We start from the raw sequence: 26040 nt of genomic DNA, 5'->3' as shown, positions 1-26040 counted from the left end.
AGCGTCAGGTAGATACCCGACAGCAGCAGGATGATGAACGCGTACAGCGCGATCTCACCGAGCAGGAACGACCAGTGGGTCGGGAAGACCTTGTTGATCGATCGCTTGGCGAACGCCGCGAGGCGGTAGCGCTCGTCCATCTCGTTGGCCTGGACGGCCACTTTGCTAGGGCTCATGAACGACGCTCCCAGTAGGCCGGGCCGAGGGGCTCGATGAAGTCGTGCTGGGCGACCAGGTAGCCATCGGCGTTGACGGTGATCGGCAGCTGCGGCAGCGCACGCGCGGCGGGACCGAAGACCGGCTTACCCCACTCGGTCGCGGAGAACTGCGACTGGTGGCAGGGGCACAGGATCCGGTTGGTCTGCTGCTCGAACAGCGAGGTGGGGCAGCCGAGGTGGGTGCAGATCTTCGAGTAGGCGAAGTAGTCGCCGAAGTTGAAGCTCTCCTGACCCTTGCGCTTGATGGCGTGCTCGGCATCGTGGGTGCGCAAGCGAATCAGCATGACCGCGTTGCGGATACCGCGCAGCGATTCCAGCGTCTTGTGCTCGTCACCGCGCCAGGATTCCTTCCAGGGGAAGACGGTCTCCATGGCGCCGGCGTCCAGATCCTCCGGCTTGACCAGGACGATGTCCTCGGGCCGGCCGGTGTCGCGACGCAGATAGATGGTCTCGCCCGGGTAGTCCGGGGTCCAGCCCGAGACCCACAGCGGCGACTTGTCGCGCTTGGCCCACGGGTTCTTGATCATGCCGCCGACGAAGACGAGCAGCGCGCCGACGCCCATGACGCCCACGCCCAGGCCCGCGGTGCGGGTGATGAGCTTGCGGCGGCCCAGGGTCGAGGTCTCGGCGGCGTCCTGCAGCTGCGCGACCAGGGTGCGCCGGTCGACCTCCTTGGACGCGCCGTCGTGGCGGTCCTGGATGGAGATCTCGGCGGGGATGAAGTGCTTGCGGATCAGCACCACCGCGACGCCGACGGCCAGCACGGCGATGCCGAGGGTGAGGCCGTAGAGCGGGGTGGTCAGCGTGTACATGCCGTTGCCGTCCTGGTGACGGCCCTTGTACTCCCAGGGCCAGAACAGGAAGACACCGATCAGCGCGGCACCCGCGAGCGCGGAGATGCCGAACCAGAGCGCCACCCGGCGCTCGGCGCGCTTCTCGGCCCGGGTACCCGGGACCGGCCAGCGCGGGGCACGGTAGGCGACGTCGACGCCGTCCAGCTCGGTGCCGAGCTTGACCAGCTCGTCCCGCGACATGGCGTCGAGCTGCTCATCGGTGGGTTCGGTGGGGTTGTCCCCCATGCTGTTTCGCTCCTGTTCACTCATGACCGGGAACCGATCCACATCGCGGAGCCGACCAGGACCACGATGCCGACGACCCAGATGGCCAGGCCCTCGGTCGCGGGACCGAAGCCGCCGAGACCGTAGCCGCCCTCGGACGGGGTATCCATGCGGTCCTTGATGTAGGCGACGATGTCCTTCTTCTCGTCCGGCGTCAGCTGCCGGTCGGAGAACCGGGGCATGTTCTGCGGGCCGGTCAGCATGGCCAGGTAGAGCTGCTGCTCGGTGGCCTCTTCCAGCGGCGGCGCGAACTTGCCGGACGACAGCGCGCCACCCTTGCCGGTGAAGTTGTGGCAGGAGGCGCAGTTCATGCGGAACAGCTCGCCACCGCGGCCGAGGTCACGGTCCTCGACGATGGACTCCTGCGCGATCTCGCCGTTGCTGTCGCGCAGCACGGTCGGACCGCCGCCCTGGGACTGGACGTACGCGCCGAGCGCGTCGGTCTGGTGCGCGTCGAACTTCGGGGGCTTGCGCTGGATCTGCGCCTCGTTGCGGGCGGCAGGCATACGACCGGTGGAAACCTGGAAGTAGACCGCGGCCTCACCGACGCCGATCAGGCTGGGGCCGCGATCCTGGACACCCTGCAGGTTGGCACCGTGGCAGGTGACGCAGGAGGTGTCGTAGATCTGCTTGCCCTCGCGGATCAGCGCGGACTGGTCCTCTTTCGCGGTGGCGACCTGAGCCTGCGGGGTCAGGGCCGACGCCGCGAAGCCGGCTCCGACGAGGCCCATCAGGAGGACCAGACCGCCGGCCAGCTTCCGGCGCATCCGGCGCTGCTTGCGGATCTTGGTGGCCTGGCCGATCCCCTCGGGATCTGGCGCTGACGGGGGAGATGAACTCATCTGTGTCCCTTTGGAGTAGACGGAACCGACTTGTACAAGTTTTTGGGTTGCCGACGCGGGCTGGGCCTCGGCACGTCCGGTACTAGCGGACGAAGTAGATCGTGGCGAAGAGGCCGATCCAGACGATGTCGACGAAGTGCCAGTAGTAGGAGACGACGATCGCCGCCGTGGCCTGCGCCGGGGTGAACTTGCTGAGCTTGGTGCGGATCAGCAGGAACACGAACGCGATGAGACCGCCGATGACGTGCAGACCGTGGAAGCCCGTGGTGATGAAGAACACCGAGCCGTACACGCTGCTGGAGATCGAGGTGCCCTCCGAGTACAGGGCGTGGTACTCGGTGGCCTGGCCACCGACGAAGAACGCACCCATCAGGAAGGTCAGCAGGTACCAGCGGCGCAGGCCGAAGACGTCACCCTTCTCCGCCGCGAACACGCCCATCTGGCATGTGAAGGAGGAGGCGATCAGCACCGCGGTCACCGGCACGGCGAGCTTCATGTTCAGCTCGGTCGGCTCCGGCGGCCAGTTTCCGTGCGCCTGCGCGCGAGCAACGAAGTACATGGCGAACAAGCCGGCGAAGAACATCAGCTCGCTCGACAGCCAGATGATGGTACCGACGCTGACCATGTTGGGCCGGTTCAGCGAATGCACACGCTGGGTAATGGCCGATCCTGGGGTCCCTACTGCGGTCGTCACGCCGGTAAGTATGACTTGTCGTAGTACGACAGGCGTAGGCGGGTACGAAACTTTGTCGTACGTGTCGGAAAGCCCAGGGCGAGCGCTCGTCTGGCAGGGCTCTCGGCGTGTCCCGGGTGAGCCTAGATTGCGCAGGTAAGAGGAAGCTGAGCCCTGTGGAGAGGGATGTATGAGCGTGAAATCGTGGTGGCGGCGGATAGCCGGACGCGGCGGGGCAACGGAACTGGACCCGACGCGGCCGGATCTGGTGGTGGTGGCGTCGAGTTTCGATGACGCCGAAGCCTGTTCGGCGGCCCTGGGCAAGGCTCTGCAGTGGACATCGGACGATCCAGTAGTCCTCCGGCACCACCTCCAGGTTCCCGCCGACCGCGTCGGTGAGGTGCAAGTCATCGCCGCGCAGATCGGCTATGACACGGCCTCGGTGGACGCGGCCGACCCGGCGAGCCTGGTGCTGCAGCGCGTGCAGGTGCTCGACGCCCTGCACTGCTCCCAGGAGCGTTCCCGCATGGCGGGAATCGCCCATCGCTACGACGGCCATGTCCTCGGCTGGGATGCCCTCCAGCCCGCCGCCGGTCCTGGCGGAAAGAACTAGCCCCGCACACTAGGCTTGCCCCAACAACACTGGTGTCCGGCGTGGACCGGCAACGGGAAGAGAAGGCAATGAGCGCGCGCAGCTGGAGAGAAATTCTCGGCATCCTCACCGACGGCAACGATCTGTCCTCGGATGAGGCCGCGTGGGCGATGAACGAGATCTTCTCCGACAACGCCACCTCCGCGCAGATCGCGGCCTTCGGCGTGGCCCTGAAGATGAAGGGCCCGACCCCGACCGAGCTGAGCGGCCTGGCCACCGGCATGCTCTCGCACGCGAGGCGGGTGCCGTTCGAGGGCGCGGCGGTGGATATCGTCGGTACCGGCGGCGACCGCTCGGGCAGCGTGAACATCTCCACCATGTCCTCGATCGTGGTGGCGGCCAGCGGGATTCCGGTGATCAAGCACGGCAACCGGGCGGCCTCGTCCAAGAGCGGCGGCGCGGACGTGCTGGAGGCGCTGGGCGTGAAGATCGCACTCGGGCCGGAATCGGTGGCCGAGTGCGTGCGGCAGACCGGCATCGGGTTCTGCTTCGCGCCGGTGTTCCATCCCTCGCTGCGGTTCGCGAGTCAGGCGCGCGGTGAGATCGGGATTCCGACGGTCTTCAATATCCTGGGCCCGCTGACCAATCCGGCCCAGCCCAGCACGGGCCTGATCGGCTGCGCTTTCCCGGATCTGGTGGCGGTCATCGCGGGTGTGTTCGCCGAACGCGGCGCCTCGGCGCTGGTGGTCCGCGGCAACGACGGCCTGGACGAGATCACCACCGCCGACACCACCGATGTGTGGGTGGTATCGGGCGGCCGGTTGCACGAAACCACCATCGACCCAACGAGACTGGGCATCGAGCGCGTGGATCCGTCGGCGCTGCGCGGCGGCGACGCGACGATGAACGCGGAGATCGCGCGCGCTATGTTCGCCGGCGACCCGGGCCCGGTGCGGGACGCGGTGCTGCTGAATTCGGCGGCGGCGCTGGTGGCGTTCGAGCTGTCCGCCGCGGAGGTGGACGACGATCTGCACACCAAGCTGGCCGCGGCGTTGAAGCGGGTGGCCGAGACCGTGGATTCGGGTGCGGCCTCGGCCCTGCTGGATCGCTGGGTCACCGTCTCCAACGGGCTCGGCGCGAACTGATCCCGGGGGCTTCAGGCCCCCGGTTCGGCCACGGAGTCCACGGCCTGTTTGAACCGGCTCATGGCATCGAAACTCTTGATGCCAGGGGCGGTTTCGACGGAGCTGGAGACGTCGACGCCGAACGGCCGATGGGTCGTGATCACCTCGGCGACATTGTCGGGGCTGAGGCCACCGGCCAGCACCACCTGTCCGGGCACCTTCTCCAGCCAGTCCGGGAATTCGGCGAAGACGCCCGATCCGGTGCTGGCGTCGTAGAAGAAGTACTCGCAGACCTGTTCCGGGGCGGGTGCGGCGGCCGAGCAGTAGGCCAGATTCGGCAGGTCGGTCCAGTTGTAGAGCTGGATGACGTCGAAGTCGCCGATCACCTCGGCGACCTCGGTCCGGTCGAACGCCACCACGAACGAGCGGATCCGGCCGCGCGCGTACGCCGCCAGCTCACGCGCCCGGGCGGGCTCGACATACCGCTTGCTCTTGGCCGTGCCGACCACGCCGATGGCCGAGTAGCCGAGCTCGACGGCCCAGTCGATCTGTTCCTCGGTGGTGAGCCCGCACACCTTCACGAACATGGTTCCTGCCCTCTCATGGAAGAATTCCTCCGAGTGTCCTGAGAGTTCGGGTCACCCAGCTGTGTGTTTGCCGTTCGGTCCCCGAGGCGGCGTTACAGTTTCGACATGCGATACGGAGTGGTGCTACCCGGCCTGGTGGCCGTGTTCCTGGGCATCGGCATTCCGGTGAGCGCCGCTCACTGGGCTCACGACGAGACCGCCGATCCCGGCACCCTCAGTGTGGACGGCCGTAGCTACGGCATTCCGGGCGACTGCGTGACCATCCGCAGTGTGCCGCGCCGGCTCAGTGTCGACAATGAAACCGCCCTGCGCGCCCAGGTGTATCTGTTCCCCGGCTGCAAGGGCGGCGTCACCCACACCATCGAGCCCGGTCACACCGGCACCGCGCTGGGCGCGTCCGTGCAGACCCGCTGACCCGGCCGGCTATTCGCCGATCGAGAAGCCGGCCTCCACGTCCGCGCGCGAGTAGGACTTGAACGCGATGTGGGTGGCCGTGCGCAGCACGCCCGGCGTCTTGTTGATCCGGCCGGTGACCACGTCGGCGATCTCCTCGTGGTCGCGCACCCGGACCACGGCGATCAGGTCCACATCCCCCGCGCACGAATAGACCTCGGCCACCCCCTTGATGTCGGCCAGTTCCTGCGCGGTCTCTGGAATCCGATCCGGTTCGGCAGAGATCAACACGATCGCGGTAATCATGTGCCCAACTCTAGGTGATGGCCGGGACGGCAGCGCCGGTCCGGGATCGAACGGCACGGGTCCGGGTCAGTCCGGGATCGAGTCGGTGTGGTCGAGCGATTCGCCGAGGAGGTCGGCGGCGGCGCGGTGGATTTTTTCCAGCGCCGACATCAGGTGTCGGCGCTCGGCGTCGGTGAGGTCGGCGGTCACCTTGTCGGACAGGGTCTTCCGGTCGGCTTCGACGGGGTCGCGGAGGTCGCGGCCGCGGTCGGTGAGCCAGAGCCGGACCAGGCGATTGTCCTTGTCGTCGCGGCGGCGGGTGAGCAGACCGGCGGCGGCCATGCGGGTGGCCATCTTGACGACGGTCGGCGTGGTGACGTTCAGCACGGCCGCCATCTCCCCCGGTGTGCGGCCGTCCTGTTCCCACAGCACGGCCAGCACGTGATTCTGGCCGAGGTGCAGGCCGAGGCGGCGCATATCGCGATCGGCCAAGGCGCGCAGGGCTTTCGAGGTGCGGCCGTGCAGGTCCAGGAAGTCGGCTGAGCCTGGGGAAGACATGAGGCCTCCGGTCGGGTGCGGATATTGACCGTCGATCGTTAGCCGTCTAACGTTTTTCGATAGACGGCTAACGATCTGGAGATGTCATGCTACTGCTGACCGGAGCGACCGGGAACATCGGCCGCGAACTCACCCGCATCCTCGACGCCAACGACCTCGATTTCCGTGCCCTGGTGCGTGATCCGGCACGGGCCACGACCCTGCCCGCGCGTGCGGAGACCTGCCCGGGCGACCTCGATGATCCGGCGAGCCTGGACCGGGCCATGACCGGAGTCACCGGCCTGTTTCTGCTGGTCCCGGGCATCGGGCTCGACCACACCCGCAACCTGCTGCACGCCGCCGTCAGGGCGGGAGTGAGGCGGATCGTCATGATTTCCTCCGCCCACGTGCTGGTCGAACCACTGCCCGCCATGGGCAGCTGGCACCACGAGCGCGAGAATCTGGTGCGCGCCAGCGGAATTCCGTGCACGATCCTGCGTCCGGGCGGGTACATGTCCAATGCCCTGGAATGGATTCCGGCGTTGCGGGCGGGCGACCCGATCCTCGACCCCTCCGGTCCGGGCCGCTTCGCCCCGATCGATCCCGCCGATATCGCCAAGGTGGCGGCGCGCTGCCTCACCGAGCCCGGCCACGCCGGGGCGGCCTATCACCTCACCGGGCCGGAGAGCCTGACCGTCGGCGAGCAGGTCGCGATCCTCGCCCGAATCCTGGACCGCGACATCAAGATTCGTGAGGCCGCGACGCCGGAGGAGGCGGTGGCGGCCCGCTTCCCGAACGGCGCTCCCCCGCCGCTGGCCGCGGCGATCGTGGCGGGCTTCGCCCTCATGCGTGCCGACACCGTGGGCGCGCGCACCGGCACCGTGACCGAACTGCTCCGCCGCCCGCCGCGCACCTTCGCCGAATGGTGTGCGGCCCACCGCGCCGCCTTCGAGGACTGACCGAGCCTTCGAGGGCTGACGGACCGCATCCGGCTGACATCACCTGCACCAGTGACGGGATTCGAACCCGCGGTTTCTTCCTTGACGGGGAAGCGAGGACTCCGGACTCCTCCACACCGGCTGGACCACCCCACGACCTGCGCGCCAGGGCGTCGGTGGCGACGATGACAGTAATGACACGTCGCGGAAAGCGGTACCGAATTTCCGCGGCGGGGTCAGCCGAGGTCGGCGAGGAGGGCGCGGGCGTCATCGGCCTCGGGGACCTCGAGTTCCTCGAAAAGGGCCAGCGCCCTGACGGAATGGTCGCGAGCGGCAGCAGTCTGCCCGAGCGCGCGGTGGGACTGGGCCAGGCCGAGCAGAGCGCGGGCCTCCTCGGCGCGGTCGCCGAGATCGCGGCAGACCGTGACCGCGGCGGTGAAGTCGGCGACGGCGGCGGCGGGATCGTCCAGCGCGAGGGCGATCTCGCCGAGACCGTTGAGGGCCTCGGCCTCCTCGCTGCGGAAGCGGAGTTCGCGGCACAGGTCGAGGGCGCGGCGGTGCCGGCGGCGCGCCTCGTCGGGGCGGTCCTCGCCGAGATGCACCGGGCCGAGGTTGTTGAGCACGACTATTTCCCCTGTGCGGGAACCCAATTCGCGGTAGAGGCGCAGGGCTTCGCCAAGCGTTTCACGAGCTTCGGGGTAGCGCTCCAAGCGCTCGCTGACGGTGCCGAGGCTGGTGAGGCAGGCCGCCTCACCAGCACGGTCGCCGAACTCGCGGAACAGGGCCAGCCCCTGCCGATAGTGCTCCCCTGCCCGCTCGATGTCGCGCTGCCAGAAGACATACCCGAACACGTAATGGGCCCGGGCCTCAGCCCGCCCATCCCCGACTGCGCGGGCCGCGTCGAGGGCCTGCTCACCGTAGTCGTGCGCCTCGTCCAGCCGCCCGAATCGCCAGGCGATCCAAGCCAGGTCGCTGCATGCCCGGGACTGCGCGGCCAGGTCCTCATCGCGGCGGCTACTCCGCAACGCCTGCGTGTGCATGGTGCGCGCCGCACCGTAGTGGCCGTTCCCATCGAGGTAGGCGTGCAGACTGCGTGCCAGCCGCGCCGTGTAACCGGGCCGCGCGGCCTCCTCCGGCGCAATGCAGATGGCCACCAGGTTGATGCGTTCCGCATCGAGCCACTCGATGGCCTCCGCCGACTCCTCGAAGGTCAGCGCCGATCTATCGAACGACTGCGCCCCAGCCGAATCCAGCGCCCCGACGGACTCCCGCGCCGGTGCGAACTCGGATGCACCGGTGAAGTCCGCTGCTCCAGTGAACTCCGATGCTCCGGTCGATTGCGATGCTGCAGTGGATTCCGAAGCTCTGGTGAACTCCGGTGCGGCGTGGGAGCCGTCGGGGAAGAGTAGTCGGACGGCCTGAGCGGCGGTGTCCTGGTAGTAGCGGTAGAGGGATTCGACTGCGGCGGAGCGGGTTTCGGCGGATTCCTCGTTCGCCGCGGTGGTACGTGCGTGCTGACGGACCAGGTCGTGCATGGTGTAGCGGCCGGGGCGCAGCTGGGTCAGGACGTGCGCGTCGAGCAGGCGCTCGAGGTGGTGCTCGGCCTCGGCGACGGTGAGGCCGGTGAGGGCCGCGGCGGCGTGCGGTTCGATATCGCGCGCGGGGTTGAGCCCGAGCAGCCGGAACATGCGCTGCTCAGCGGGTTCCAGCTGCTGATAGGACAGCGCGAAGGCCGAGGCCACCCCGCGTTCCGGTGTGGCCAGTTCGGTGAGCCGCCGTCGTTGATCCCGCAGCCGCCCGGCCAGGTATTCGACCGTCCACTGGGGCCGGTGCGCGAGCCGCGCGGCCGCGATGCGAATGGCCAGCGGCAGGAATCCGCACAGCTGCAGTACATCCAGCGCCGCCAGCGGTTCCGCGTCCGCCCGCTCCCCCACGATGGCCCGGAACAGCTCGACGGCATCGGCCGCCGCCAGCAGCTCCATCGACAGCGATTGCGCACCATCCAGATCCAGCAGCCGTCGCCGGCTGGTCACGATCACCCGGTGTGCCCCGCCTCCGGCCAGCAGCGGCCGCACCTGAGCGGTGTCGACCGCATTGTCGAGCACCACGATCACCCGCCGGTCCCGCACTCGGGCCCGCCACAGCGCCGCCCGTTCCGCCTCCCCCGACGGAATGGCGTCGTCGGACACACCCAGCTGACGCAGCAAGGCCCCCAGCGCGATCCCGATATCCAGCGGCTCCCGCCCCGGCGTATGACCCTGCAGGTCGATGAACAATTGCCCGTCCGGAAACTGCCCCGCCACCACGTGCGCCAAATGCACTGCGAGCGCGGTCTTCCCGACCCCCGCCATGCCGTCGAGGACCGCCACCCCGGCGGCCTCCCCGGTCAGCCAGCCCTGCAGCCGCTCGATATCCCCGGCCCGTCCCGTGAAATCAGGAACGTCGTACGGCAGGAAGTTGACCACCTGCCCCGCGGCGGGCAACGTGCTCGCTGCGGGATCGGCAGCCGGATCGATCCTGTCCACCACTGGGCGCGACGTCGCTTCGAATCGGGCGGCGTCCACGCCGATGCGGCCCGCGCCGAGATCCGGAGCCTCCGAATGCTGCTGCGCGGCAGCATCATTCGTATGGTGGCCGACGACCGGGTGCGCACCGAACGACCCCGGCTGGTCCGGGCGGTAGTCGAGGGCGGGGTCGCGACAGAGGATGGCCTGTTCGAGGTCGGCGAAAGCGGGGCTGGGGTCGAGGCCCTGATCGTCGGCGAGGCGGCTGCGGAAGGCGCGGGCGGCGGTGAGGGCGTCGGGCTGGCGACCGGCGCGATGCAGGGCGAGCACGAGGTGGGCGGTCAGCTTCTCGCGCAAGGGGTTCGCGGCGAGGTGGGCGGGGAGTTCGTCGATGAGATCGTCGTGGCGGCCCAGGGCGAGGTCGAGTTCGGCGAGCTGTTCGACGGCGCGCAGGCGGCGGTCCTCGAGGCGGGCGCGGGCGTCGGGGGCGAAGTCGGCCTTGACGTCGGCGAGGGGCTGACCGCGCCAGAGCCGCAGGGTGGCGCGCAGGCGGGTGGCAGCGGCGGCCGGGTCGGTGGCGGATTCGCGGGTGGCCGTGGCGGTTTCGGCGACGAAGACGTCGAGATCGAGCTGGCCGGGCGCGGGCTGGATGAGGTAGCCGTTGGCGCGGGTGTGCAGGAGGTCGGCGATGCCCGCGGTGCGCAGCACCTTGCGGACGGCGGTGATGGCGTGGTGGATCTGGGAGCGCGCGGTGTCGGGCGGGGTGGGTCCCCACAGCGCGTCGGTGAGCTGGTCGACGGTGACCACGGTGCGGGCGTTCAGCAACAGGTGCGCCAGCACCGCGCGGTGGCGGGGCGCGAGTCCGGGCACGGCCCGCTCGTCCACTGTCACACCGACCGGTCCGAGCACCGTCAGTCCTACTGTCACCCGCACATCCACCATGAGCCGCTGTTCGTTCGGCACATCGCCGATGTACAGCGAATCTATCAACGCGGCGGCCGATTCTCGAACGATGTCAGGATTGCCGCTACTGGAGCCGGAGGATGCGCCCGCCGCCACCGCCGCCCTCTTCACCGAGGCGCAGCAAGCCTTCGGCATCACCGCGAACCTGACCAAGGCCATGGCCAACAGTCCCTCGGCCCTGCGCGGCTATCTGGATCTGTCGGATGCCCTGCGGCACGGCCGGATTCCGCCCGCCACCCGCGAGCGCCTCGCGCTGCTGGTGGCCCAGCACAATCGCAGTGACTACGAGCTGTCGGCCCACACCTATCGCGGTGCCAAGGTCACCGGCTTGCCCGCGGAGGAGACGATCCGCGCCCGGCAGGCCGCGTCCACGGACCCGGAAGCCGAAGCGGCCCTGGCCTTCGCGCACGCCCTGCTGGTCCACAACGGCACCGTCACCGACGCCGATCTGCGTACCGCCCAGGACGCCGGCCTGGCCCCGGACCTCCTGGTGGAGATCATCGCCCACGTGGCGCTGAACGTCTTCACCACCTACGTGACGACGGCGGGCCGAGTCGCGATCGACTGGCCGCTGGTGCGCCACAACGACTAGCCGTCCGGTCTCGACGATCGAGGGGCGGGACCGGAATCCACCCGACCGCGGCGCTTCCGAGCCGACACTCCACCGGGGAACGCGGACCGGAATGAGAGCGGGCAGTTGCACGGTATCGAGAACCCGAGCCGGGCAGGCTCGATCGGCCGGACGGACAGGCGGGTTGGCCGCCCGTCCTGGAAGCTCGGGCCCGGCAGCCGAATCGCGGGGTCGGTTGCGCGGCCCGAACGCCGAGTGGCACACCGCCGCGGGGATTCGACCGATTCCCCTCGGTGGTGTGCCACTCGAGGAATGTCTACCCTTGCGCCCCAATGTGATTGGGGCGCGGGCAGGTGGTCACCACTGGCCGGGAACGTACTGGCCGCCCAGCTGGCCGGAGATGACGTTCAGGCGGTTCCAGGCGTTGATGGTGGCGATGAGGGAGATCAGCGCGCCGATCTGGTCGTCGTCGTAGTTCTTGCGAACCAGGGCCCAGGTGTCCTCGGAGATGCCGCCGCCGTCGGCGAGGCGGGTGCCCTCGTCGGTGAGGGCGAGGGCCGCGCGCTCCGGCTCGGTGAAGACGGTGGATTCCTTCCAGGCGGCGACCATGGCCAGGCGGACCGCGGTCTCGCCGGCGTGGGCGGCGTCCTTGGTGTGCATGTCCAGGCACATGCCGCAGCCGTTGATCTGCGAGGCGCGGATCTTCACCAGTTCCTGGGTGGCCTTGGGCAGGCTGGACTCGTCGACGACGCGGGCGGCGGTGACGAGGCGCTTGTTGAACTTGGCGGCGACTTCGTTCTCGTACAGGGCGAAGCGGGTCATTGTTCTCTCTTTTCTCTGTGTCGTTCGTTGCCTTCGTCAGGTTGACGACGCGGCCCACGCGGGTGTGACATCGGGTGCGATGTGATGCCGGTCATACCATCTGGAGCGGTCCGACCGGTCGCGCCGACCTCACGACAATGCCGGTCCGGCTTGATATTTCCGCTGTTCGGACACTGTCTCGCGACGATGTGAATCTTGATTTCGCGAAATCGCCTCCATGGAAGTGGATCCGGCGCGATCATGATTCGGACGATTGTGAACCGACCGGTAGTCACATCCCGGCTACCTAGGGGGTTGCGATGCTCGACGCAGGCAGACATCGGAGAATCTCACCCAGCGGTCAGTGGCAAGGAGTCCGCCCCCAGCTGGGGCGCGTCCGGCCCGGCCGCCATCACCGGAGGACATCGAATCAGTTCCGCACCAAGGCCATCCAGGCCCTGCTGCCCGGCGCGACCGTCATCGCACTGGCGACGGCCGCCGCCCCGGCCCACGCCGACGCGCCGCCGCAGCCGGTACAGATCGATTCCATCGCCGGGCTCTCCCAGAACATGCTGGCGGCCATCAACGCGTTGCAGACCTTCAATATCCCCGGCATGGACCTGCCGGGCGTGAACCTGCCCGCGCTGTTCACCCCGGACACCGCGATCGTGGTGCTCGGTTACGGTCTGCAGCCCGACGGCTCGATGCGCCCGGAGCTCATGGCCCGGCTCTACGCCGGCTACGTCTCGGCCCTGCTCTCGCCGCAGGCCCCGGTCATCGTGACCGGCGGCAATCCGCAGAACGGGGTGACCGAGGCGGACGCCATGGCGGACTGGCTGGTCGAGCGCGGTATCGACCGCACCCGCATTCATACCGAGACCAAGGCGAATTCGACGGTCCAGAACGCGGCGTTCTCGGCGCAGCTGATGGATGCCATCGGCGCGCACGCGGCGATCCTGATCACCTCGGCGAACCATATCGCCCGGGCTCTGATGAATTTCCAGGCGGCCGGGATCTCGGTGGTGGCGACCATGACGCCGGACGCCGCCCCGCTGTCGGCGGTGCCGTTCGGACCACGCAGCTAGCCCGCAGAACACCGCCGGTCCGCGAAAAGCCAGGGCCCGCCGATCCATTCGATCGGCGGGCCCTGGTCTGCGCGCCTCAGGCGAGGTAGCGGGCGATGCTCTCCGCGACGCAGGCGGGCTTGTCCTGCCCCTCGATTTCGACGGTGACCGTCCGCACCGCCTGCACGCCGCCGGGGATGTCCGTGACGGCGTCGAGGGTGAAGCGCCCGCGGATGCGGCTGTCCACCGGCACCGGGTTGATGAACCGAACCTTGTTGAGCCCGTAGTTGATCGCCATGTTCGCGGCGCTGACGGTCATGACCTGCGCGGTCATCGGCACCACCAGCGACAGCGTGAGGAACCCGTGGGCGATGGTGCGCCCGTAGGGTCCGGCGGCCGCGCGGGCGGCGTCGACGTGGATCCACTGGTGGTCGTCGGTGGCGTCGGCGAAGGTGTCGATGCGCTGCTGGTCGACGGTGATCCAGTCGCTGACACCGATTTCGGTGCCGGCGGCGGCGCGCAGGTGGTCGAAGTCGCTGAAGTCGATCATGCTGTGTTCCTCCCGCTAGGCGTAGCGCTGCTTCAGTTCGCGCTTGAGGATCTTGTGGGTGGGCCCCATGGGCAGTTCGGTGACGAACTCGACGCGGCGCGGGTACTTGTACCGCGCCACATGCTCTTTCGCAAAGTCGATGACGTCCTCGGCGGTGAGCGGTCCGGACGGCACGACGACCGCGAGGATCTCCTCGCCGTAGTTCTCGTCCGGCACACCGATGATCGCCACCTGCGCGATGTTCGGGTGCCGCAGCAGCGCGGCCTCCACCTCGGTCGGGTACACGTTGAACCCGCCGCGGATGATCATCTCCTTGATCCGGTCCACGATGCGCAGGTAGCCCTGCTCGTCCTTGACGCCCAGGTCGCCGGTGCGGAACCAGCCGTCCACCATGACCTCCGCGGTGGCCTCGGGCTTGCCGGTGTAGCCGCTGAACACATTGTGGCCGCGCACCACGACCTCACCGATGGTGCCGGTCGGCAGGAGTTCGATGCGGTCGCGCACCTCGGCGGCGGCGATCTCGACGTCGACGCCCCACACCGGGTGGCCGACGGTGCCGATCTGCGGGCCGAGCAGCGGCTGGTTCACCGTTGCGGTGGGCGAGGTTTCGGACAGGCCGTAGCCCTCGAGGATGTGCGAGCCGAAGACCTTCTCGAACTCCTCGATGATGACCGGCGGCATGGCCGCGCCGCCGCTGATGCACAGCCGCAGCTTCGGCAGTTCCGCCGCGCCCCCGGCCGCCTCGAGCAGCCCGTGGTACATGGTCGGCACCCCGTGGAAGGTGTTGATGTTCTCCTTCACCATGAGCTCGAGCGCCTGTGCCGCATCGAATCTCGGCATGAGCACCAGGGTCGCGCCCAGCCGCCAGTGCGAGTTCATGGAGACGGTCTGCCCGAACACATGGAACAGCGGCAGCGCGCCCAGCGCGATATCCTCGCGCTCGACCTCGTTGGCGTCGAAGGCGTTCACCGTCGCGCACATGACCATATTGAGGTGGCTGAGCTCCGCGCCCTTGGGGCGGCCGGTGGTGCCGCTGGTGTAGAACACCACCGCGGTGTCGAGCGGGCTGCGCGCCACATACGCCGGAATCGCCTCGCCGGAAAGCTCTTTCGGGCTCAGGCAGTCGATGCCGACCCGGCCGGCCGCCTCCTTGCCGACGGCCTCCACCATCGGATGGCAGATCATGACCTTGGCCCCGCTGTCGCGCAGCACGTATTCCGCCTCGTCCGCGGTGAGCAGCAGGTGCACCGGCACCACGGTCGCACCCGCCGCCAGGATGGCGAAGTATGCGCGCGGGAAATCAGCGGTATTGGGTCCCATGAGCGCGACCCGGTCACCCGGCCGCACCCCGAGTTCGATGAGCGCACCGGCCTGTTCGCGGGCCTGCCGCCACAGGTCGCGGAAGGTGATGCGCTGGTCGCCCTCGATCAGGGCGATGTGGTCGGGTCGCCGCCACGCCGGTTCGGCGAGGATGCCGGCCAGGGAGAGAGTCGCGTTCATTGAGACCTCGGTTCGATCGGATCAGCGTTCGGGGCGGCTCGGCCTACAGCCCCATGTCCTTGGCGATGATCATTTTCATGACCTCGCTGGTGCCGCCGTAGATGCGATTGACGCGGTTGTCTGCGTACAGGCGGGCGACCGGGTATTCGTTGATGAAGCCGTAGCCGCCGTGCAGCTGCAGGCAGCGGTCGATGACGCGGTGCGCGACCTCGGTGCAGAACAGCTTGGCGGAGGCGGCGTCGGCGGGGGTCAGGGTGCCTTCGTCGAGGGCCTCGAGGCCACGGTCGACCACGGCCTCGGCGGCGTCCACCTCGGCCTGGCAGGCGGCGAGTTCGAACTTGGTGTTCTGGAAGCTGGCGACCGGCTGTCCGAAGACGTTGCGCTGCCGGGTGTATTCCTTGGCGAAGCGGATCGCGGCCTTGGCCTGCGCGTACGCGCCGACCGCGATGGACAGCCGCTCCTGCGGGAGGTTCTGGCCCAGGTAGGAGAAGCCCCTGTGCTCCTCGCCGAGCAGGTCCTCCACCGGCACCTTGACGTCGGTGAAGTTGAGCTCGGCGGTGTCGGAGACCTTGAGGCCCAGCTTGTCCAGCTTGCGGCCGACGCTGTAGCCCGGGGACTTGGTGTCCACCACGAACAGCGAGATGCCGTGGCGCCGATCGGTGTCGCTGGGCGCGGCGGTGCGGGCGCAGACGATGACGCGGTCGGCGAGCACGCCGCCGGTGATGAAGGTCTTGGACCCGTTCAGTACGTAGTGCGTGCCGTCCGCGGAAAGCTTTGCGGTGGTGCGCATTCCGGCCAGGTCGGAGCCGGTGCCGGGCTCGGTCATGGCGATGGCGAACATGATCTCGCCGGTGACGAAGCCGGGCAGCCAGCGCTGCTTCTGCGCCGCGCTCGCGAGATTCTTGATGTAGGGCAGGCACAGTCCGACGTGCACGCCCGAGCCGCCGAAGGACACCGCGGCGCGGGCGCACTCCTCCATGAGGATGGCCTGGAACTTGAACGACTCGATGCCCGCGCCGCCGTACTCCTCGGGCACCTCGATGCCGAAGACGCCGAGTTCGCCCAGCTTGTAATAGAAGTCGCGGGGTGCGATACCGGCGGCGTACCACTGCTCGTAGACGGGCACGACCTCGGCTTCGATGAACGCGCGCACGGTCTCGCGGAAGGCGTCGTGGTCCTTGTCGAAAACTGTTCTCTGCATGGAAGAAATCTCTCTAGCGGTCAGAGACGGCGTCCGCCGTCGACGTAGATGGTCTGGCCCGTGACGAACGACGCGTCGTCGGAGACCAGGAAGGACACCACGTTCGCGATGTCGGTGGGCTCGCCGACCCGGCGCAGCGGGGTGATCTTGGCGGCCTCGGCGCGGAACTCCTCCGGCGAGACGCCCACGCGGGCGGCGGTGGCATCGGTCATCTCGGTGACGATGAAGCCGGGCGCGACGGCATTCACATTGATGCCGAACGGGCCCAATTCCATGGCGAGCGTGCGGGTCAGGCCCTGGATGCCCATCTTGGCGGCCGAGTAGTTGGCCTGGCCGCGGCTGCCCAGTGCGGACACGCTGGAGGTGTTCACGATCTTGCCGGACTTCTGCTTCACCATGTACTTCTGCGCCTCCCGCGAGCACAGGAACGTGCCCTTCAGGTGCACGGACATGACGATGTCCCAGTCGTCCACCGACATCTTGAACAGCAGGTTGTCGCGCAGCACGCCCGCGTTGTTGACCAGCACGTCGACCGAACCCAGTTCCGCGGCAATGCGTTCGAACGCGGCGGCGACCTGCGCCTCGTCGGTGACATTGCAGCCCACCGCGATGGCCGTGCCGCCCTGGGCGGTAATGGCGTCCACGGCGTCCTTGCAGGCGGCCTCGTCGAGATCGACGATGGCGACGGCGAAGCCGTCGGCGGCCAGCCGGGCCGCGGTGCCCGCGCCGATTCCGCGGGCCGCACCGGTCACGACTGCGACTTTCGACATGACTGAATCTCCCTGTCTGTGAATGACGTTCAGAGGAAGGCGTTCACGCCGGTAAGGGCGCGTCCGATGAGCAGTTTCTGGATCTGGCTGGTGCCCTCGTAGAGGGTGAGCACGCGGGCGTCGCGCAGGTACTTCGACACCGGGTACTCGTCGATGTAGCCGTATCCGCCGAATACCTGGATGGCATTGTTGGCGGCCTTCACCGCGGCCTCGCTGGCGAACAGCTTGGCGACCGAGGCCTCGGTGCCGAACGGCTTGCCCTTCCCGACCAGGTCGGCGACCCGCCAGGTGAGCAGCCGTGCCGCCTCGACATCGACGGCGATATCGGAGATGAGTTCCTGGACCAGCTGATAGGAGGCGATCGGCTTGCCGAACTGCTCGCGCTCCCGAGCGTATTTCACGGCGGCCTCCAGGCAGCCGCGCACGACGCCGACACACCCGGCGGCCACACCCATCCGGCCCTTGTCCAGCGCGGCCATGGCGATCTTGAAGCCCTGGCCGAGCTCGCCGAGCCGGTTGGCGTCGGGCACCCGGACCTGGTCGAGGACGAGTTCGGCGGTGGCCTGGCCGCGCAGGCCGAGCTTGCCCTTGATCTCGGTGCGCGCGAAGCCGGGTGCGTCGGTGGGCACCAGGAAGGCGGTCACGCCCTTGGGGCCGGGGCCGCCGGTGCGGGCGAAGATGATGGCGACATCGGCCCAGGTGCCGTTGGTGATGAACATCTTGGTGCCCGACAGCAGCCAATCGTCGCCGTCGGCAACGGCTTTGGTGGTGAGGCTGCCCGCGTCGGAGCCGGTGCCGGGTTCGGTGAGCCCGAAGCAGCCCAGCGATTGCCCGGCGCACAGGCGCGGCAGCCACTCCCGCTTCTGGGTCTCGGTGCCGTAGGTCTTGATCGACTTGGCCACCAGGCCGAGCGAGACGGACACGATGCCGCGCACCGAGCTGTCGCCGCGGCCGAGTTCCTCGAGCAGGACGCAGTAGTCCAGGGCCGTGCCGCCGGAGCCGCCGTACTCCTCCGGGATCTCGATTCCGAGGAAGCCCATCGCACCGAGCTTGCCGACGATCGCGGTATCGACCGCCTCGGCCCGATCCCAGGCGGCCGCGTGCGGAACGACCTCTTTGTCCACCCAGGCCCGGGCCAGCTCGCGCAGTTCGCGCTGCGACTCGCCGAGTTCGAAGTCCATGGTTGTGATAGCTCCTAACCAAACGTTGTTAGGTTTATGGCCCGAAGTTATCCTAACAGTGTTCGGTTAATCAAGGACCGAGTGATAAATTCGACGTCCGCCGGGGGATCGCTGGGGTCTTCCATCGAAGGAGGTGAGCCGGATGGCCAGGCCGAAGGTGCCGCTGCTGAGCCGCGAACGGATTCGCGACGCGGCCCTGACCCTGATCGATCGCGACGGGCTCGCCGAGCTGTCCATGCGCAAGCTCGCCGCCGAACTCGGTGTGCAGGCCGCCTCCCTCTACACCCACTACCCCACCAAGGACGCCGTCCTCGACGACATTGCGGGCGGTCTCATGGCGCGGGTCGATGCGTCTGCCTTCGACCAGGGCTGGCGGGCCGGCCTCACCTCGTGGGCCCACTCCTACCGCGACGCCCTGGTCCGGCACCCCAACTTCGTCGCGTACCTGGCCGCCGGACCCGGCACCCGCGACGAGAACCTGCGCGCCGCCGACGCCGTCCACGGCGGCCTGGTCTCCGCCGGCTGGCCACCGCGCGACGCCACCATGATCGGCGCGGCCACCCGCTACCTGGTCATGGGCGCCACCATGGGCTCGTTCTCCCGCGGTTTCGTCGACGACGTCCAGGTCTATCGCGACCGCTACCCGCATCTGGAGCAGGCGCATCTGCTGCGCGCCAAGGCGGACGAGATCGATTCGGAGAGTTTCGAATTGGCGCTGTCGGCCTTCACCGACGGCCTGCAACTCCGCTTCGACGCCATCGAGAAGGAGCGGGCCCGCCGGCGGCAGACCCGCTCGAACCCCCGCTCCGGCTAGGGGATGCGTCCCGCCGACGTTCACTCAGCGGGACAGTTCTGGTCAATTGTCCGAATTTGCTGCGGAAGTGCCGGGCCCCGGCTAGGTTGCCGCGCATGTCTCGTACTCGTGCAATGGTGGCCGCCGCCGCGCTGGCCGCACTCCCGCTGGCCACGGCCGCCCCGGCAACGGCCGCACCCGTGGTGAACAAGGTCGTGGTGATCGGCATCGACGGCACGCTGTGGAGCGAGGTGCAGGCGGCCAATGCCCCGAACCTGGGCCTGCTCGCGGCCCAGGGCACCCTGGCGCGGACCTCCATCGCCCCGCACACCACCATGTCGTGCGTCTCCTGGGCGACGGCCCTGACCGGGGTGTGGGATACCAAGCACGGCATCAAGGACAATGACTCCACCTGCACCCCTGCGCCTTTCGCACAGTATCCGACGGTGTTCACGCAGCTGGAGCGCGCGAAGCCGAGCCTGGCCACCGCGTCGCTGGGTACCTGGGACAAGATCGGCATGATCGCCCGGACCGGAAATCCCGCGGCGGACAGGGTGTCCGTGACGCAGGTCGATCCGACCGGCGCGGGAGTCTGTGAGACGACCGCGGATTCGAATGCCGCGGCGCAGGTGGTGTCCGCCATCACCGACGACGGCACGGATTTCGTGTTCACCCACCTCGATCAGGTCGATATCGTCGGCCACACCCTGCGTGGCATCTGGCCGCAGGCGTACCGGGATGCCATCGGCCGGGTGGACGCGCTGGTCGGCAAGATCACCAAGGCGGTCGACGACCGCGCCCGGACGCACGCCGGCGAGCGCTGGACGATCCTGGTGACCACGGACCACGGGCACAAGCCCGAGGGGGGCCACGGTGGTCAGAGCGCCTACGAGACAGCGAGTTTCATGATCGCGCGGGGGCCGGACTTCGCCGCGGGTGCGCAGAACAACGGCTACACCCTGGCCGACATCACCCCGACAGTGCTGGACCTGCTGGGTGCACCGGCGGATCCGAACTCCGACGGCCGCTCGGTGCGGCTCGGCGGTTCCGGTGATCCCGCTGCTACACCGCCGAACACACCCGCCATCGACTCCGGCATCACCGGTTCGTCCTCGGGCTCGGCGCAAATGCTCATGGTCAACAATCCGCTCTGCCTGGTCGCCAGCGGCTCGGCCGGTGGATCCTTCGGCAAGTAGCCGGTCGGAGCGCCGCTTCCCGACAAGGAGCGGGCCCGCCGTCGGCGGACCCGCTCCCACCCTTGACCCGCCGCCGTGGCGCCCAGGAATCCGCCCCCTCCTACGGTTGAATTCCAGCCTGTGGAGCCCAAAGCGAAGCGCCTGCTATTCCTCACCGCCGCGATCATCCTCGCCGCATCCACCTACACCTACGCCCACTCCCCCGGCCACTACGGCGCGGCAATAGCCCTGGGCGCAGTCCTGACCATGTTCTTCGTCGGCAAGGCCATGAACTAGCCCCGGGCCCCCGCACCTACTTCGGCGCAACCAACTCCAGTGCGATGTTGTCCGGGTCCCGGAACTCCAGGATGTAGCTGAAGCCGATGTCCTTGATGTCCTCGTGCGCGACCCCGCAGGCATCGAGATGCGCCGCGGCGGTCTCCAATTCGGCCAGTGAACCGACCGGGAAGGCGAGGTGGTCGAGACCGACACGGTCCTCGTCGAACCGGTCGGTTCCGACCGGCCGCAGACCGATCAGTCCCTGCGCCATCCGGTAGATCACCCCACCGTGCAGGAAGCTCAGCCGTTGCCGTGTTTCGTCGTCCGCATCGGCCGCGATCTCCAGCGCCACCGGCCACCCGAAGACCGCATCGTAAAAGGCTCTCGACCGCCCGATGTCACCCACGGTGAGCCGGATATGCGCAACAGACTCCACAGAGATCGCCATGCGGCCGATGTTGGCATACCTCGGCTCTACTCGCTGGTTCGACACCGCCCGGCTGCTCAGGCGAGGTGCGCTCTCGCGTCCTCGTAACCGGCCTCCTCGGGAGCGTCGGCGGGGCCGTAGATCAGGTGGAGCACACCGGTTTTGAACGGCGTGGCCGACAGCAGCCGCAGCGGGATGGGAGTGCCCTCGTCGAAGAGCCGCAGGCCGTCGCTGCGCAGGGCGATCGGGTGCACGAACAGGTGCAGTTCGTCGACGAGCGCGGCCGCCAGCAGCTGACGCACGATCGAGGTCGAGCCGCTGAGCGAGATGTCGCCGCCCGGTTCGGCTTTGAGGGCGGCCGCGGTCGCCACCAGATCACCGCGGGGCTGTTCGGAATTGCGCCAGGTGAAGTCGAGTTCGCGACGGGAGAACACGATCTTGCGCAGATCGCCGAGCGCCTTCGCGAAGCCCGCGTCCTCGGCTCCGGCGGCCTCACGTTCGGGCCACGCACCCGCGAACGAGTCGTAGGTGACGCGGCCGAACAGCAGGGTGTCGGCGGTGGCGACCAGGGCCGAGACCGCCTCGCCCATCTCGTCGTTGTAGTAGGGGAAGTGCCAGTCCTGCGGGTCGGCGACGATGCCGTCGAGCGAGATGAACAGTCCAGCGGTGATCTTGCGCATCGGTGTACTCCTTGCGAATGGGTCGAGGTGGGCCGCGCGGTTACCCATAGGACGGGGCGACCGTCGTGGATTCATCGGTCGCGCACCCGGATTCCGCGGTGACCGCTGCCCCGTTTCCACGCCGACACGCAGCGTTCGGGCGGGCCGCCGCCACTGCGCTGCCCTTCACCCATTACGCTGTGGCACAACCGAATCCACCGCTCGTACGGTTGGGAACGAGCCTGTGGGAGTCTGCGGTGAAGCGCTTTCTTTTCCTGATCATGACGATCGTCGTCGCCTCCTCCACCTATGACTACGGCCGGTCGGCCGGCCACTACGGACTGGTCGTGGTGATGGGCATCGTCCTCACACTGTTCCTGATCGGCAAGACGATGGAATAGCTATATCTCCCTCAGGCGGAGGCTGCCGATGAGCCCGGGGCGGGCGAAGGGTGGTCCGGGCGGTCGCGGCCGTCGACTGCCGGGCGTAGTTCGACGCAGCATTCGCCGGGGGCCGGAGCCAGAACGGCTTCGACGGTGTTCGCACCCAGACCGTCGAGGATGCCGGAGAGGTAGGCGTGGTTGAGGGTGCAGACGAGTTCGGGGGCGGAGGCGGCGAGGGGGTGGAAGGGGCAGTTGTGCAGGCGGACGCAGGACGGGGTCGGGCGGCCGGGTTCGAAGCCCTGGTCGGACAGTAGGGCCTGGAGGAGGGTGAGGGCGCGTTCGGGGCCGAGGCGGCCGGGTTTGCGGAGGTCGCGTTCGGCGGCGCCGAGGGCGGTGCCGCGCTCGGTGGCGACGCGGACGGCGACGTCCCGGGCGGTCTCGTCCGCACCCTCGGCGAGGACCGCGCCCATCAGGATTTCGGCCAGCACCTCGTAGCGGCGTTCCGGAATGCTCACGCGCACATCGGTTTCGGCGGGTTCGTAGACCTTGGGGGTACGGCCGACGCGACGGGGGGCGCCGACGGCCTCGTAGCGGGCGCGTAGCAGACCCGCGTCGACGAGCTTGTCCAGGTGGAAGGCGGCGAGTTTGCGGGAGATGCCGACCTCGGCGGCGGCCTCGTCGCGGGTGACGGGGCGGCGGGCGCGGCGGATGTACCAGTACATGCCGCGCCGCAGGTCGTCATCGAGGACGGCGACGGCACCGATCGCGGAAGCACTGGTCACGTGACCACAATAGCGCCCATCGTGATGGCCGAAAAGTATTTGGTACCGCTGCAGCGTGTGGTCCTTGACCCGGCAGGGTAATTACGCCAAGAATTATTTCCTGAATTCAAGGCTGGTTGGGAGGTTGTCGTGACGGCTGATCCGCAGCAGACCGAGCCTGATCCGTACCAGGCCAAGCGCCCGGTGAGCGCGGCGCTGGCCGGGCCGTACGGCCATCCGTTCCATCCGATCCTGGTCACCGTGCCCATCGGGACCTGGGTGGCCAGCCTGATCTTCGACCTCGCCTCGCACATGGTCGATGATCCGGAGTTCCTGGCGCGCGGCGCACTGTGGCTGATCGCCATCGGCGTGCTCGGCGCACTCGCGGCGGCCACCGTCGGATTCCTGGATTTCCTGGCCATTCCGGCCGGCACCGCCGCCTTCCGCACCGGCCTGGTCCACCTGAGCCTCAACCTCGCGGTGACCGTCGCCTTCGCACTGGATTTCGTCTGGCGGCGAGCCGAGGGCACGCACGGTCCGGTGCCGTGGGGTCCGCTGCTGCTGTCGGTGGCAGCCCTCGCGGCGCTGACCGTATCCGGTTATCTCGGCGGCAAACTCGCCTATCGCTACGGCGTCCGGGTCGCCGACGAGACCACCCAGGCCGCGGGTTTCCAGCGCTGAATCCCCCGCCCCCTCTCTCGACAGGAGTTGATCATGGCCATCGCGGCACTCATCACCTGGCTGCTCACCGCGGCCGGCGGTTTCGTTCTGCTCGGCACCTGGATCGCCAAAGGCGGTGTCCGGCAACCGAGTTCCAGCCATCTGCCCCCGCCCCTCATCTTCGGCCACTTCCTGCTGGCCGTGGCCGGGCTGGTGCTGTGGATCATCTACCTGGTGGTCGACACCAAGGCTGTCGCCTGGGTCGCCTTCGCGGTGCTGATTCCGGTGGCACTGCTCGGCTTCTTCATGTTGCTGCGCTGGCTGCCGGTCTATCGGGGCCGGGCAGCCGGTGCCCCGCAGTCCGAACCGGCCGAACGCCACTTCCCCGTCGTGGTCGTGGGCGGGCACGGCGTCTTCGCCGTCGTCACCGTGGTGCTGGTCCTGCTCACCGCACTGGGCGTCGGCGCGAGCTGACCCCGGCGACGAGCCTGCCCCGGAAAAGCGTGAGCCCCGAGCCGGAATCGACTCGGGGCCCGGGGCTTTCGCGGGTTACTTCAGGCGGAGGCTGCCGAAGAGGCCGTCCTTCTCGTCGTTGGGGCCCGCGGTGAAGTAGAGGGCGTCGGCGTCGCCGAGGCTCTCACCGTTGCCGAACATGAGGCCCCAGAGGCCCTCGATCTCGGCGGGCTTGCCGTCGGCGTCGCGCAGGTAGTCGACGAACTTGCCGGACTGGTCGTCGAGGGCCAGGATGTGGCCCGCGCCGCCGAAGTTGCCGACCAGCAGCTTGCCCGACAGCGGGCCGAAGCCCTGCGGGGCGATGGTGACGGCCCACGGCGCGTTGAGGCGGCCGTCGGCGTCGAGGGTGCGAACCAGCTTGCCGTTCTTGTCGAATTCGGCGACCTGGCCCTTCTTGGCCTTGTTGCCGGCGTTCTTCTCCTGGTCCTTGTCGAGCTTGTCCTCTTCGCCGGCCTTCAGCTTGTTCGGGTCGCCGCCCTCGGACTGGGTGACGGCGTAGGTGACGAAGACGCGGTCGCCGATGGTGGCGACGTTGAAGGGAGCCGGGTCGCCGACCTTCACCTTCTTGCCCTTGGACGCGTCGGCCGGGTCGATGGCGTCACCGGTGGCGAAGGGGTTGGCGAAACCGGTGGTGGGCACCAGCTTCCAGTCCTTGTCGAAGGTGCGGACCTGCGGGTCCTTGCCGAAGTCGGCGGCCAGCAGCTTGGCGCCGGACGGGTCCAGTGCGATGCCCTTGAACTTCATGCCCGCCGCGGTGCCGTCGTATTCGAGCACGGCCGGGCCGTCGTGGCGCACGATGGCGCCGCCCGCACCCTGCTCGGTCCAGCCGGAGATCTTGCCGGAGTCGGTGGCGAAGATGAATCGCGCGGAGCCGGTGAGCTTCTCGTCCTTGCCGTCGTAGCTGACCGGCTGGTCCTTCACCGCGAAGATGTCGGAGGTGATGGGGGCCGGGTTGAAGACGACGCCGGTGGTCTTGCCTTCGCTGTCGTCGCCGTCGTCGTCCGCGATGGAGTCCGCGCCCGGGATGGTGACCAGCTTCAGCGGATCCTGGAACATCTTCTGGTACTTGGCATCCGCCGCCTTGGTGGCGTCACCGACGAACTGGAAGGAGTAGCCGCCCGCGCCGACCCAGAAGTGCCCGCCGGCGCCCTTGGGACGGTCCGCGATGCCCCAGGCGTTGATGAAGTTCGGGAAGGTGAACTGCGCCTTGTCGTCCGCCTTGTTGGAGGCGATATTGACCTGGGCGTAATGGTTTCCGTCGAGCGCCTTCACGTCGTCGTTGTTCGACTTCGTATTGCTGCATGCCGCCGCGACCACCAGCGCTGCACCCAGTGCCGACACGCGCATCAGGGTCTTGCGCACCGGCGCCATGCCGCTCGAGCGTCCGTTCATTTCAGGTCCTTCCAGCAAACGCCCAGGTGCGGCGTTAGGTGATGCTAACCATAGCTGGAAGAATCGGCGGCGCGTTAGGGGACCCTCATTTCCATTCGGAAACGCCATTTCCGCTGGTCCAGGGCGCAATGAGCAGTTTTCGGGCGGTCTCGGAGCCATCCAGCGCCCGCGTGATCCGCTGCGCGATCCGCCAGCCGCCGGAAGTGCGGACCAGGCGGAAGTGATTCGCCCCCGCCCGCCACACGAAGAATCCGCCGTCCCGCCGCCGGACCAGCAGCGACTCGCACACCGCGTCCGCGGTGTCCCCGTCCACGGTGACCGACACCGGGCCCAGGAAGTGCGCCGATCCGGCGGCGATGAGCGATTGGTGCGCCTGCGATTCGACCATGTCGCGGACCTGCCCGCGATCGCGCATGTGCCAGCCCTCGACGTCGTATTCGCCGTCCTCGGTCCACAATTCGGCGACCGCCTCGGCGGCCCCGGCATCGACCAGCGGGCCGTAGGAGGCGATCAGACGGGTGATGGCCAGCTCGTCCTCGACCCGGCGCAACCGGTCCTCGAGCACGGCGAGACGCTCTTCGATCAT

30 protein-coding genes, 1 tRNA gene and 1 pseudogene are annotated in these 26040 nt (G+C 68.4%); 12 read left to right on the top strand and 20 right to left on the bottom strand.

Features of this window, described 5'->3' with window-relative positions:
• From ACFXIV_RS42350 to ACFXIV_RS42335, 4 genes and pseudogenes are all read right to left on the bottom strand, one after another.
• Window positions 1-176 (bottom strand): annotated as a pseudogene (locus ACFXIV_RS42350) (cytochrome b); the annotation flags it as partial.
• Window positions 173-1321: a ubiquinol-cytochrome c reductase iron-sulfur subunit gene (locus ACFXIV_RS42345; protein WP_364616283.1), complete on the bottom strand. Its 1149-nt coding sequence runs from the start codon at window positions 1319-1321 to the stop codon at window positions 173-175. The pseudogene ACFXIV_RS42350 and the gene ACFXIV_RS42345, both read right to left, overlap by 4 nt.
• Window positions 1318-2178, bottom strand: a complete 861-nt coding sequence (locus ACFXIV_RS42340; RefSeq protein ID WP_379402525.1) for a c-type cytochrome — start codon at window positions 2176-2178, stop codon at window positions 1318-1320. Before ACFXIV_RS42340 ends, ACFXIV_RS42345 begins: the two co-directional genes overlap by 4 nt.
• Before the next feature lie 82 nt (window positions 2179-2260).
• Complete coding sequence (locus ACFXIV_RS42335) at window positions 2261-2872, bottom strand: heme-copper oxidase subunit III (protein WP_083868641.1); 612 nt, start codon at window positions 2870-2872, stop codon at window positions 2261-2263.
• Between the two features lie 169 nt (window positions 2873-3041).
• On the opposite strand from ACFXIV_RS42335, the gene ACFXIV_RS42330 reads away from it, so the two are divergent.
• Together ACFXIV_RS42330 and trpD are read left to right on the top strand one after the other, a co-directional pair.
• Entirely contained in the window at window positions 3042-3464 is a 423-nt protein-coding gene (locus ACFXIV_RS42330) for a hypothetical protein (protein WP_379402526.1), read from the top strand.
• A gap of 68 nt (window positions 3465-3532) precedes the next feature.
• Window positions 3533-4588 carry an anthranilate phosphoribosyltransferase gene (trpD, locus tag ACFXIV_RS42325; protein WP_379402527.1) on the top strand — a complete coding sequence of 352 codons (1056 nt, stop codon included), beginning with the start codon at window positions 3533-3535 and terminating at the stop codon, window positions 4586-4588.
• A gap of 11 nt (window positions 4589-4599) precedes the next feature.
• On the opposite strand, the gene ACFXIV_RS42320 is transcribed toward trpD, so the two are convergent.
• Complete coding sequence (locus tag ACFXIV_RS42320) at window positions 4600-5154, bottom strand: hypothetical protein (RefSeq protein ID WP_379402528.1); 555 nt, start codon at window positions 5152-5154, stop codon at window positions 4600-4602.
• A 105-nt stretch (window positions 5155-5259) separates the two neighbouring features.
• Here ACFXIV_RS42320 and ACFXIV_RS42315 point away from each other — a divergent pair, with 105 nt between their 5' ends.
• Window positions 5260-5568 (top strand): hypothetical protein, encoded by a 309-nt coding sequence (locus ACFXIV_RS42315; RefSeq protein ID WP_354843135.1) that lies wholly within the window; start codon window positions 5260-5262, stop codon window positions 5566-5568.
• Between the two features lie 9 nt (window positions 5569-5577).
• On the opposite strand, the gene ACFXIV_RS42310 is transcribed toward ACFXIV_RS42315, so the two are convergent.
• Together ACFXIV_RS42310 and ACFXIV_RS42305 are read right to left on the bottom strand one after the other, a co-directional pair.
• Window positions 5578-5853, bottom strand: coding sequence for an Lrp/AsnC family transcriptional regulator (locus ACFXIV_RS42310; RefSeq protein ID WP_040856541.1), 276 nt, complete (start codon window positions 5851-5853; stop codon window positions 5578-5580).
• A 66-nt stretch (window positions 5854-5919) separates the two neighbouring features.
• Window positions 5920-6390: a MarR family winged helix-turn-helix transcriptional regulator gene (locus ACFXIV_RS42305; RefSeq protein ID WP_379402529.1), complete on the bottom strand. Its 471-nt coding sequence runs from the start codon at window positions 6388-6390 to the stop codon at window positions 5920-5922.
• 86 nt (window positions 6391-6476) lie between these two features.
• On the opposite strand from ACFXIV_RS42305, the gene ACFXIV_RS42300 reads away from it, so the two are divergent.
• On the top strand, window positions 6477-7328 hold the full coding sequence (locus ACFXIV_RS42300; protein WP_379402530.1) for an NAD(P)H-binding protein: 852 nt from the start codon (window positions 6477-6479) through the stop codon (window positions 7326-7328).
• 46 nt (window positions 7329-7374) lie between these two features.
• Here the strand turns inward: ACFXIV_RS42300 and ACFXIV_RS42295 are convergent.
• Window positions 7375-7449 (bottom strand) — tRNA-Asp (locus tag ACFXIV_RS42295).
• 94 nt (window positions 7450-7543) lie between these two features.
• Window positions 7544-10774, bottom strand: a complete 3231-nt coding sequence (locus ACFXIV_RS42290) for a BTAD domain-containing putative transcriptional regulator (RefSeq protein ID WP_379402531.1) — start codon at window positions 10772-10774, stop codon at window positions 7544-7546.
• Between the two features lie 49 nt (window positions 10775-10823).
• On the opposite strand from ACFXIV_RS42290, the gene ACFXIV_RS42285 reads away from it, so the two are divergent.
• Complete coding sequence (locus ACFXIV_RS42285) at window positions 10824-11366, top strand: carboxymuconolactone decarboxylase family protein (protein WP_379402532.1); 543 nt, start codon at window positions 10824-10826, stop codon at window positions 11364-11366.
• 336 nt (window positions 11367-11702) lie between these two features.
• Here the strand turns inward: ACFXIV_RS42285 and ACFXIV_RS42280 are convergent, their stop codons facing one another.
• Window positions 11703-12167 carry a carboxymuconolactone decarboxylase family protein gene (locus tag ACFXIV_RS42280; protein ID WP_379402533.1) on the bottom strand — a complete coding sequence of 155 codons (465 nt, stop codon included), beginning with the start codon at window positions 12165-12167 and terminating at the stop codon, window positions 11703-11705.
• A gap of 299 nt (window positions 12168-12466) precedes the next feature.
• On the opposite strand from ACFXIV_RS42280, the gene ACFXIV_RS42275 reads away from it, so the two are divergent.
• Entirely contained in the window at window positions 12467-13231 is a 765-nt protein-coding gene (locus ACFXIV_RS42275; RefSeq protein WP_379402534.1) for a YdcF family protein, read from the top strand.
• 76 nt (window positions 13232-13307) lie between these two features.
• Here the strand turns inward: ACFXIV_RS42275 and ACFXIV_RS42270 are convergent, their stop codons facing one another.
• From ACFXIV_RS42270 to ACFXIV_RS42250, 5 genes are read right to left on the bottom strand one after another with little or no spacing between them, the layout of a single operon-like run.
• Window positions 13308-13760 carry a MaoC family dehydratase gene (locus ACFXIV_RS42270; RefSeq protein WP_364616316.1) on the bottom strand — a complete coding sequence of 151 codons (453 nt, stop codon included), beginning with the start codon at window positions 13758-13760 and terminating at the stop codon, window positions 13308-13310.
• Window positions 13761-13775: 15 nt separating this feature from the next.
• Window positions 13776-15260 carry a long-chain fatty acid--CoA ligase gene (locus tag ACFXIV_RS42265; RefSeq protein WP_379402535.1) on the bottom strand — a complete coding sequence of 495 codons (1485 nt, stop codon included), beginning with the start codon at window positions 15258-15260 and terminating at the stop codon, window positions 13776-13778.
• 43 nt (window positions 15261-15303) lie between these two features.
• On the bottom strand, window positions 15304-16461 hold the full coding sequence (locus ACFXIV_RS42260) for an acyl-CoA dehydrogenase family protein (RefSeq protein ID WP_379402536.1): 1158 nt from the start codon (window positions 16459-16461) through the stop codon (window positions 15304-15306).
• A gap of 20 nt (window positions 16462-16481) precedes the next feature.
• On the bottom strand, window positions 16482-17231 hold the full coding sequence (fabG, locus tag ACFXIV_RS42255) for a 3-oxoacyl-ACP reductase FabG (protein WP_379402537.1): 750 nt from the start codon (window positions 17229-17231) through the stop codon (window positions 16482-16484).
• A 29-nt stretch (window positions 17232-17260) separates the two neighbouring features.
• Window positions 17261-18412, bottom strand: coding sequence for an acyl-CoA dehydrogenase family protein (locus ACFXIV_RS42250; protein ID WP_379402538.1), 1152 nt, complete (start codon window positions 18410-18412; stop codon window positions 17261-17263).
• 142 nt (window positions 18413-18554) lie between these two features.
• Here ACFXIV_RS42250 and ACFXIV_RS42245 point away from each other — a divergent pair, with 142 nt between their 5' ends.
• The 3 genes from ACFXIV_RS42245 (at window position 18555) to ACFXIV_RS42235 (ending at window position 20677) form a co-directional block, all read left to right on the top strand.
• Window positions 18555-19226: a TetR/AcrR family transcriptional regulator gene (locus tag ACFXIV_RS42245; protein ID WP_379402539.1), complete on the top strand. Its 672-nt coding sequence runs from the start codon at window positions 18555-18557 to the stop codon at window positions 19224-19226.
• A 95-nt stretch (window positions 19227-19321) separates the two neighbouring features.
• Window positions 19322-20401, top strand: a complete 1080-nt coding sequence (locus ACFXIV_RS42240) for an alkaline phosphatase family protein (protein WP_379402540.1) — start codon at window positions 19322-19324, stop codon at window positions 20399-20401.
• A 120-nt stretch (window positions 20402-20521) separates the two neighbouring features.
• Window positions 20522-20677 (top strand): hypothetical protein, encoded by a 156-nt coding sequence (locus tag ACFXIV_RS42235; protein ID WP_379402541.1) that lies wholly within the window; start codon window positions 20522-20524, stop codon window positions 20675-20677.
• Window positions 20678-20693: 16 nt separating this feature from the next.
• On the opposite strand, the gene ACFXIV_RS42230 is transcribed toward ACFXIV_RS42235, so the two are convergent.
• Complete coding sequence (locus tag ACFXIV_RS42230) at window positions 20694-21107, bottom strand: VOC family protein (RefSeq protein ID WP_379402542.1); 414 nt, start codon at window positions 21105-21107, stop codon at window positions 20694-20696.
• 56 nt (window positions 21108-21163) lie between these two features.
• Window positions 21164-21766 carry a dihydrofolate reductase family protein gene (locus tag ACFXIV_RS42225; protein WP_379402543.1) on the bottom strand — a complete coding sequence of 201 codons (603 nt, stop codon included), beginning with the start codon at window positions 21764-21766 and terminating at the stop codon, window positions 21164-21166.
• Window positions 21767-22002: 236 nt separating this feature from the next.
• On the opposite strand from ACFXIV_RS42225, the gene ACFXIV_RS42220 reads away from it, so the two are divergent.
• A complete protein-coding gene (locus ACFXIV_RS42220) occupies window positions 22003-22146 on the top strand; it encodes a hypothetical protein (RefSeq protein WP_379402544.1) in 144 nt (47 codons plus the stop codon).
• An 11-nt stretch (window positions 22147-22157) separates the two neighbouring features.
• On the opposite strand, the gene ACFXIV_RS42215 is transcribed toward ACFXIV_RS42220, so the two are convergent.
• A complete protein-coding gene (locus ACFXIV_RS42215; protein WP_379402545.1) occupies window positions 22158-22910 on the bottom strand; it encodes a helix-turn-helix transcriptional regulator in 753 nt (250 codons plus the stop codon).
• A 129-nt stretch (window positions 22911-23039) separates the two neighbouring features.
• On the opposite strand from ACFXIV_RS42215, the gene ACFXIV_RS42210 reads away from it, so the two are divergent.
• Both ACFXIV_RS42210 and ACFXIV_RS42205 read left to right on the top strand, forming a co-directional pair.
• The gene (locus ACFXIV_RS42210) at window positions 23040-23570 is read left to right on the top strand and encodes a DUF2231 domain-containing protein (RefSeq protein WP_379402546.1); all 531 of its coding nucleotides are present in this window, start codon (window positions 23040-23042) and stop codon (window positions 23568-23570) included.
• 33 nt (window positions 23571-23603) lie between these two features.
• On the top strand, window positions 23604-24023 hold the full coding sequence (locus ACFXIV_RS42205) for a hypothetical protein (RefSeq protein ID WP_379402547.1): 420 nt from the start codon (window positions 23604-23606) through the stop codon (window positions 24021-24023).
• Window positions 24024-24098: 75 nt separating this feature from the next.
• Here the strand turns inward: ACFXIV_RS42205 and ACFXIV_RS42200 are convergent, their stop codons facing one another.
• Window positions 24099-25454 (bottom strand): TIGR03118 family protein, encoded by a 1356-nt coding sequence (locus ACFXIV_RS42200; protein ID WP_379402548.1) that lies wholly within the window; start codon window positions 25452-25454, stop codon window positions 24099-24101.
• Window positions 25455-25539: 85 nt separating this feature from the next.
• Window positions 25540-26040, bottom strand: coding sequence for a nuclear transport factor 2 family protein (locus tag ACFXIV_RS42195; RefSeq protein ID WP_379402549.1), 501 nt, complete (start codon window positions 26038-26040; stop codon window positions 25540-25542).

The organism is Nocardia sp. NPDC059236 (assembly GCF_042754085.1).
Taxonomy (GTDB): Bacteria; Actinomycetota; Actinomycetes; order Mycobacteriales; family Mycobacteriaceae; genus Nocardia.
This window is presented reverse-complemented; position numbering and strand designations above follow the sequence as displayed.

Coding starts and splice junctions, on each gene's coding strand:
- ACFXIV_RS42345 (WP_364616283.1), bottom strand. CDS start 1,321: ATGAGTGAACAGGAGCGAAACAGCATGGGGGACAACCCCACCGAACCC.
- ACFXIV_RS42340 (WP_379402525.1), bottom strand. CDS start 2,178: ATGAGTTCATCTCCCCCGTCAGCGCCAGATCCCGAGGGGATCGGCCAG.
- ACFXIV_RS42330 (WP_379402526.1), top strand. CDS start 3,042: ATGAGCGTGAAATCGTGGTGGCGGCGGATAGCCGGACGCGGCGGGGCA.
- trpD (WP_379402527.1), top strand. CDS start 3,533: ATGAGCGCGCGCAGCTGGAGAGAAATTCTCGGCATCCTCACCGACGGC.
- ACFXIV_RS42320 (WP_379402528.1), bottom strand. CDS start 5,154: ATGTTCGTGAAGGTGTGCGGGCTCACCACCGAGGAACAGATCGACTGG.
- ACFXIV_RS42315 (WP_354843135.1), top strand. CDS start 5,260: ATGCGATACGGAGTGGTGCTACCCGGCCTGGTGGCCGTGTTCCTGGGC.
- ACFXIV_RS42310 (WP_040856541.1), bottom strand. CDS start 5,853: ATGATTACCGCGATCGTGTTGATCTCTGCCGAACCGGATCGGATTCCA.
- ACFXIV_RS42305 (WP_379402529.1), bottom strand. CDS start 6,390: ATGTCTTCCCCAGGCTCAGCCGACTTCCTGGACCTGCACGGCCGCACC.
- ACFXIV_RS42300 (WP_379402530.1), top strand. CDS start 6,477: ATGCTACTGCTGACCGGAGCGACCGGGAACATCGGCCGCGAACTCACC.
- ACFXIV_RS42285 (WP_379402532.1), top strand. CDS start 10,824: ATGTCAGGATTGCCGCTACTGGAGCCGGAGGATGCGCCCGCCGCCACC.
- ACFXIV_RS42280 (WP_379402533.1), bottom strand. CDS start 12,167: ATGACCCGCTTCGCCCTGTACGAGAACGAAGTCGCCGCCAAGTTCAAC.
- ACFXIV_RS42275 (WP_379402534.1), top strand. CDS start 12,467: ATGCTCGACGCAGGCAGACATCGGAGAATCTCACCCAGCGGTCAGTGG.
- ACFXIV_RS42270 (WP_364616316.1), bottom strand. CDS start 13,760: ATGATCGACTTCAGCGACTTCGACCACCTGCGCGCCGCCGCCGGCACC.
- ACFXIV_RS42265 (WP_379402535.1), bottom strand. CDS start 15,260: ATGAACGCGACTCTCTCCCTGGCCGGCATCCTCGCCGAACCGGCGTGG.
- ACFXIV_RS42260 (WP_379402536.1), bottom strand. CDS start 16,461: ATGCAGAGAACAGTTTTCGACAAGGACCACGACGCCTTCCGCGAGACC.
- fabG (WP_379402537.1), bottom strand. CDS start 17,231: ATGTCGAAAGTCGCAGTCGTGACCGGTGCGGCCCGCGGAATCGGCGCG.
- ACFXIV_RS42250 (WP_379402538.1), bottom strand. CDS start 18,412: ATGGACTTCGAACTCGGCGAGTCGCAGCGCGAACTGCGCGAGCTGGCC.
- ACFXIV_RS42245 (WP_379402539.1), top strand. CDS start 18,555: ATGGCCAGGCCGAAGGTGCCGCTGCTGAGCCGCGAACGGATTCGCGAC.
- ACFXIV_RS42240 (WP_379402540.1), top strand. CDS start 19,322: ATGTCTCGTACTCGTGCAATGGTGGCCGCCGCCGCGCTGGCCGCACTC.
- ACFXIV_RS42230 (WP_379402542.1), bottom strand. CDS start 21,107: ATGGCGATCTCTGTGGAGTCTGTTGCGCATATCCGGCTCACCGTGGGT.
- ACFXIV_RS42225 (WP_379402543.1), bottom strand. CDS start 21,766: ATGCGCAAGATCACCGCTGGACTGTTCATCTCGCTCGACGGCATCGTC.
- ACFXIV_RS42205 (WP_379402547.1), top strand. CDS start 23,604: ATGGCCATCGCGGCACTCATCACCTGGCTGCTCACCGCGGCCGGCGGT.
- ACFXIV_RS42200 (WP_379402548.1), bottom strand. CDS start 25,454: ATGAACGGACGCTCGAGCGGCATGGCGCCGGTGCGCAAGACCCTGATG.
- ACFXIV_RS42195 (WP_379402549.1), bottom strand. CDS start 26,040: ATGATCGAAGAGCGTCTCGCCGTGCTCGAGGACCGGTTGCGCCGGGTC.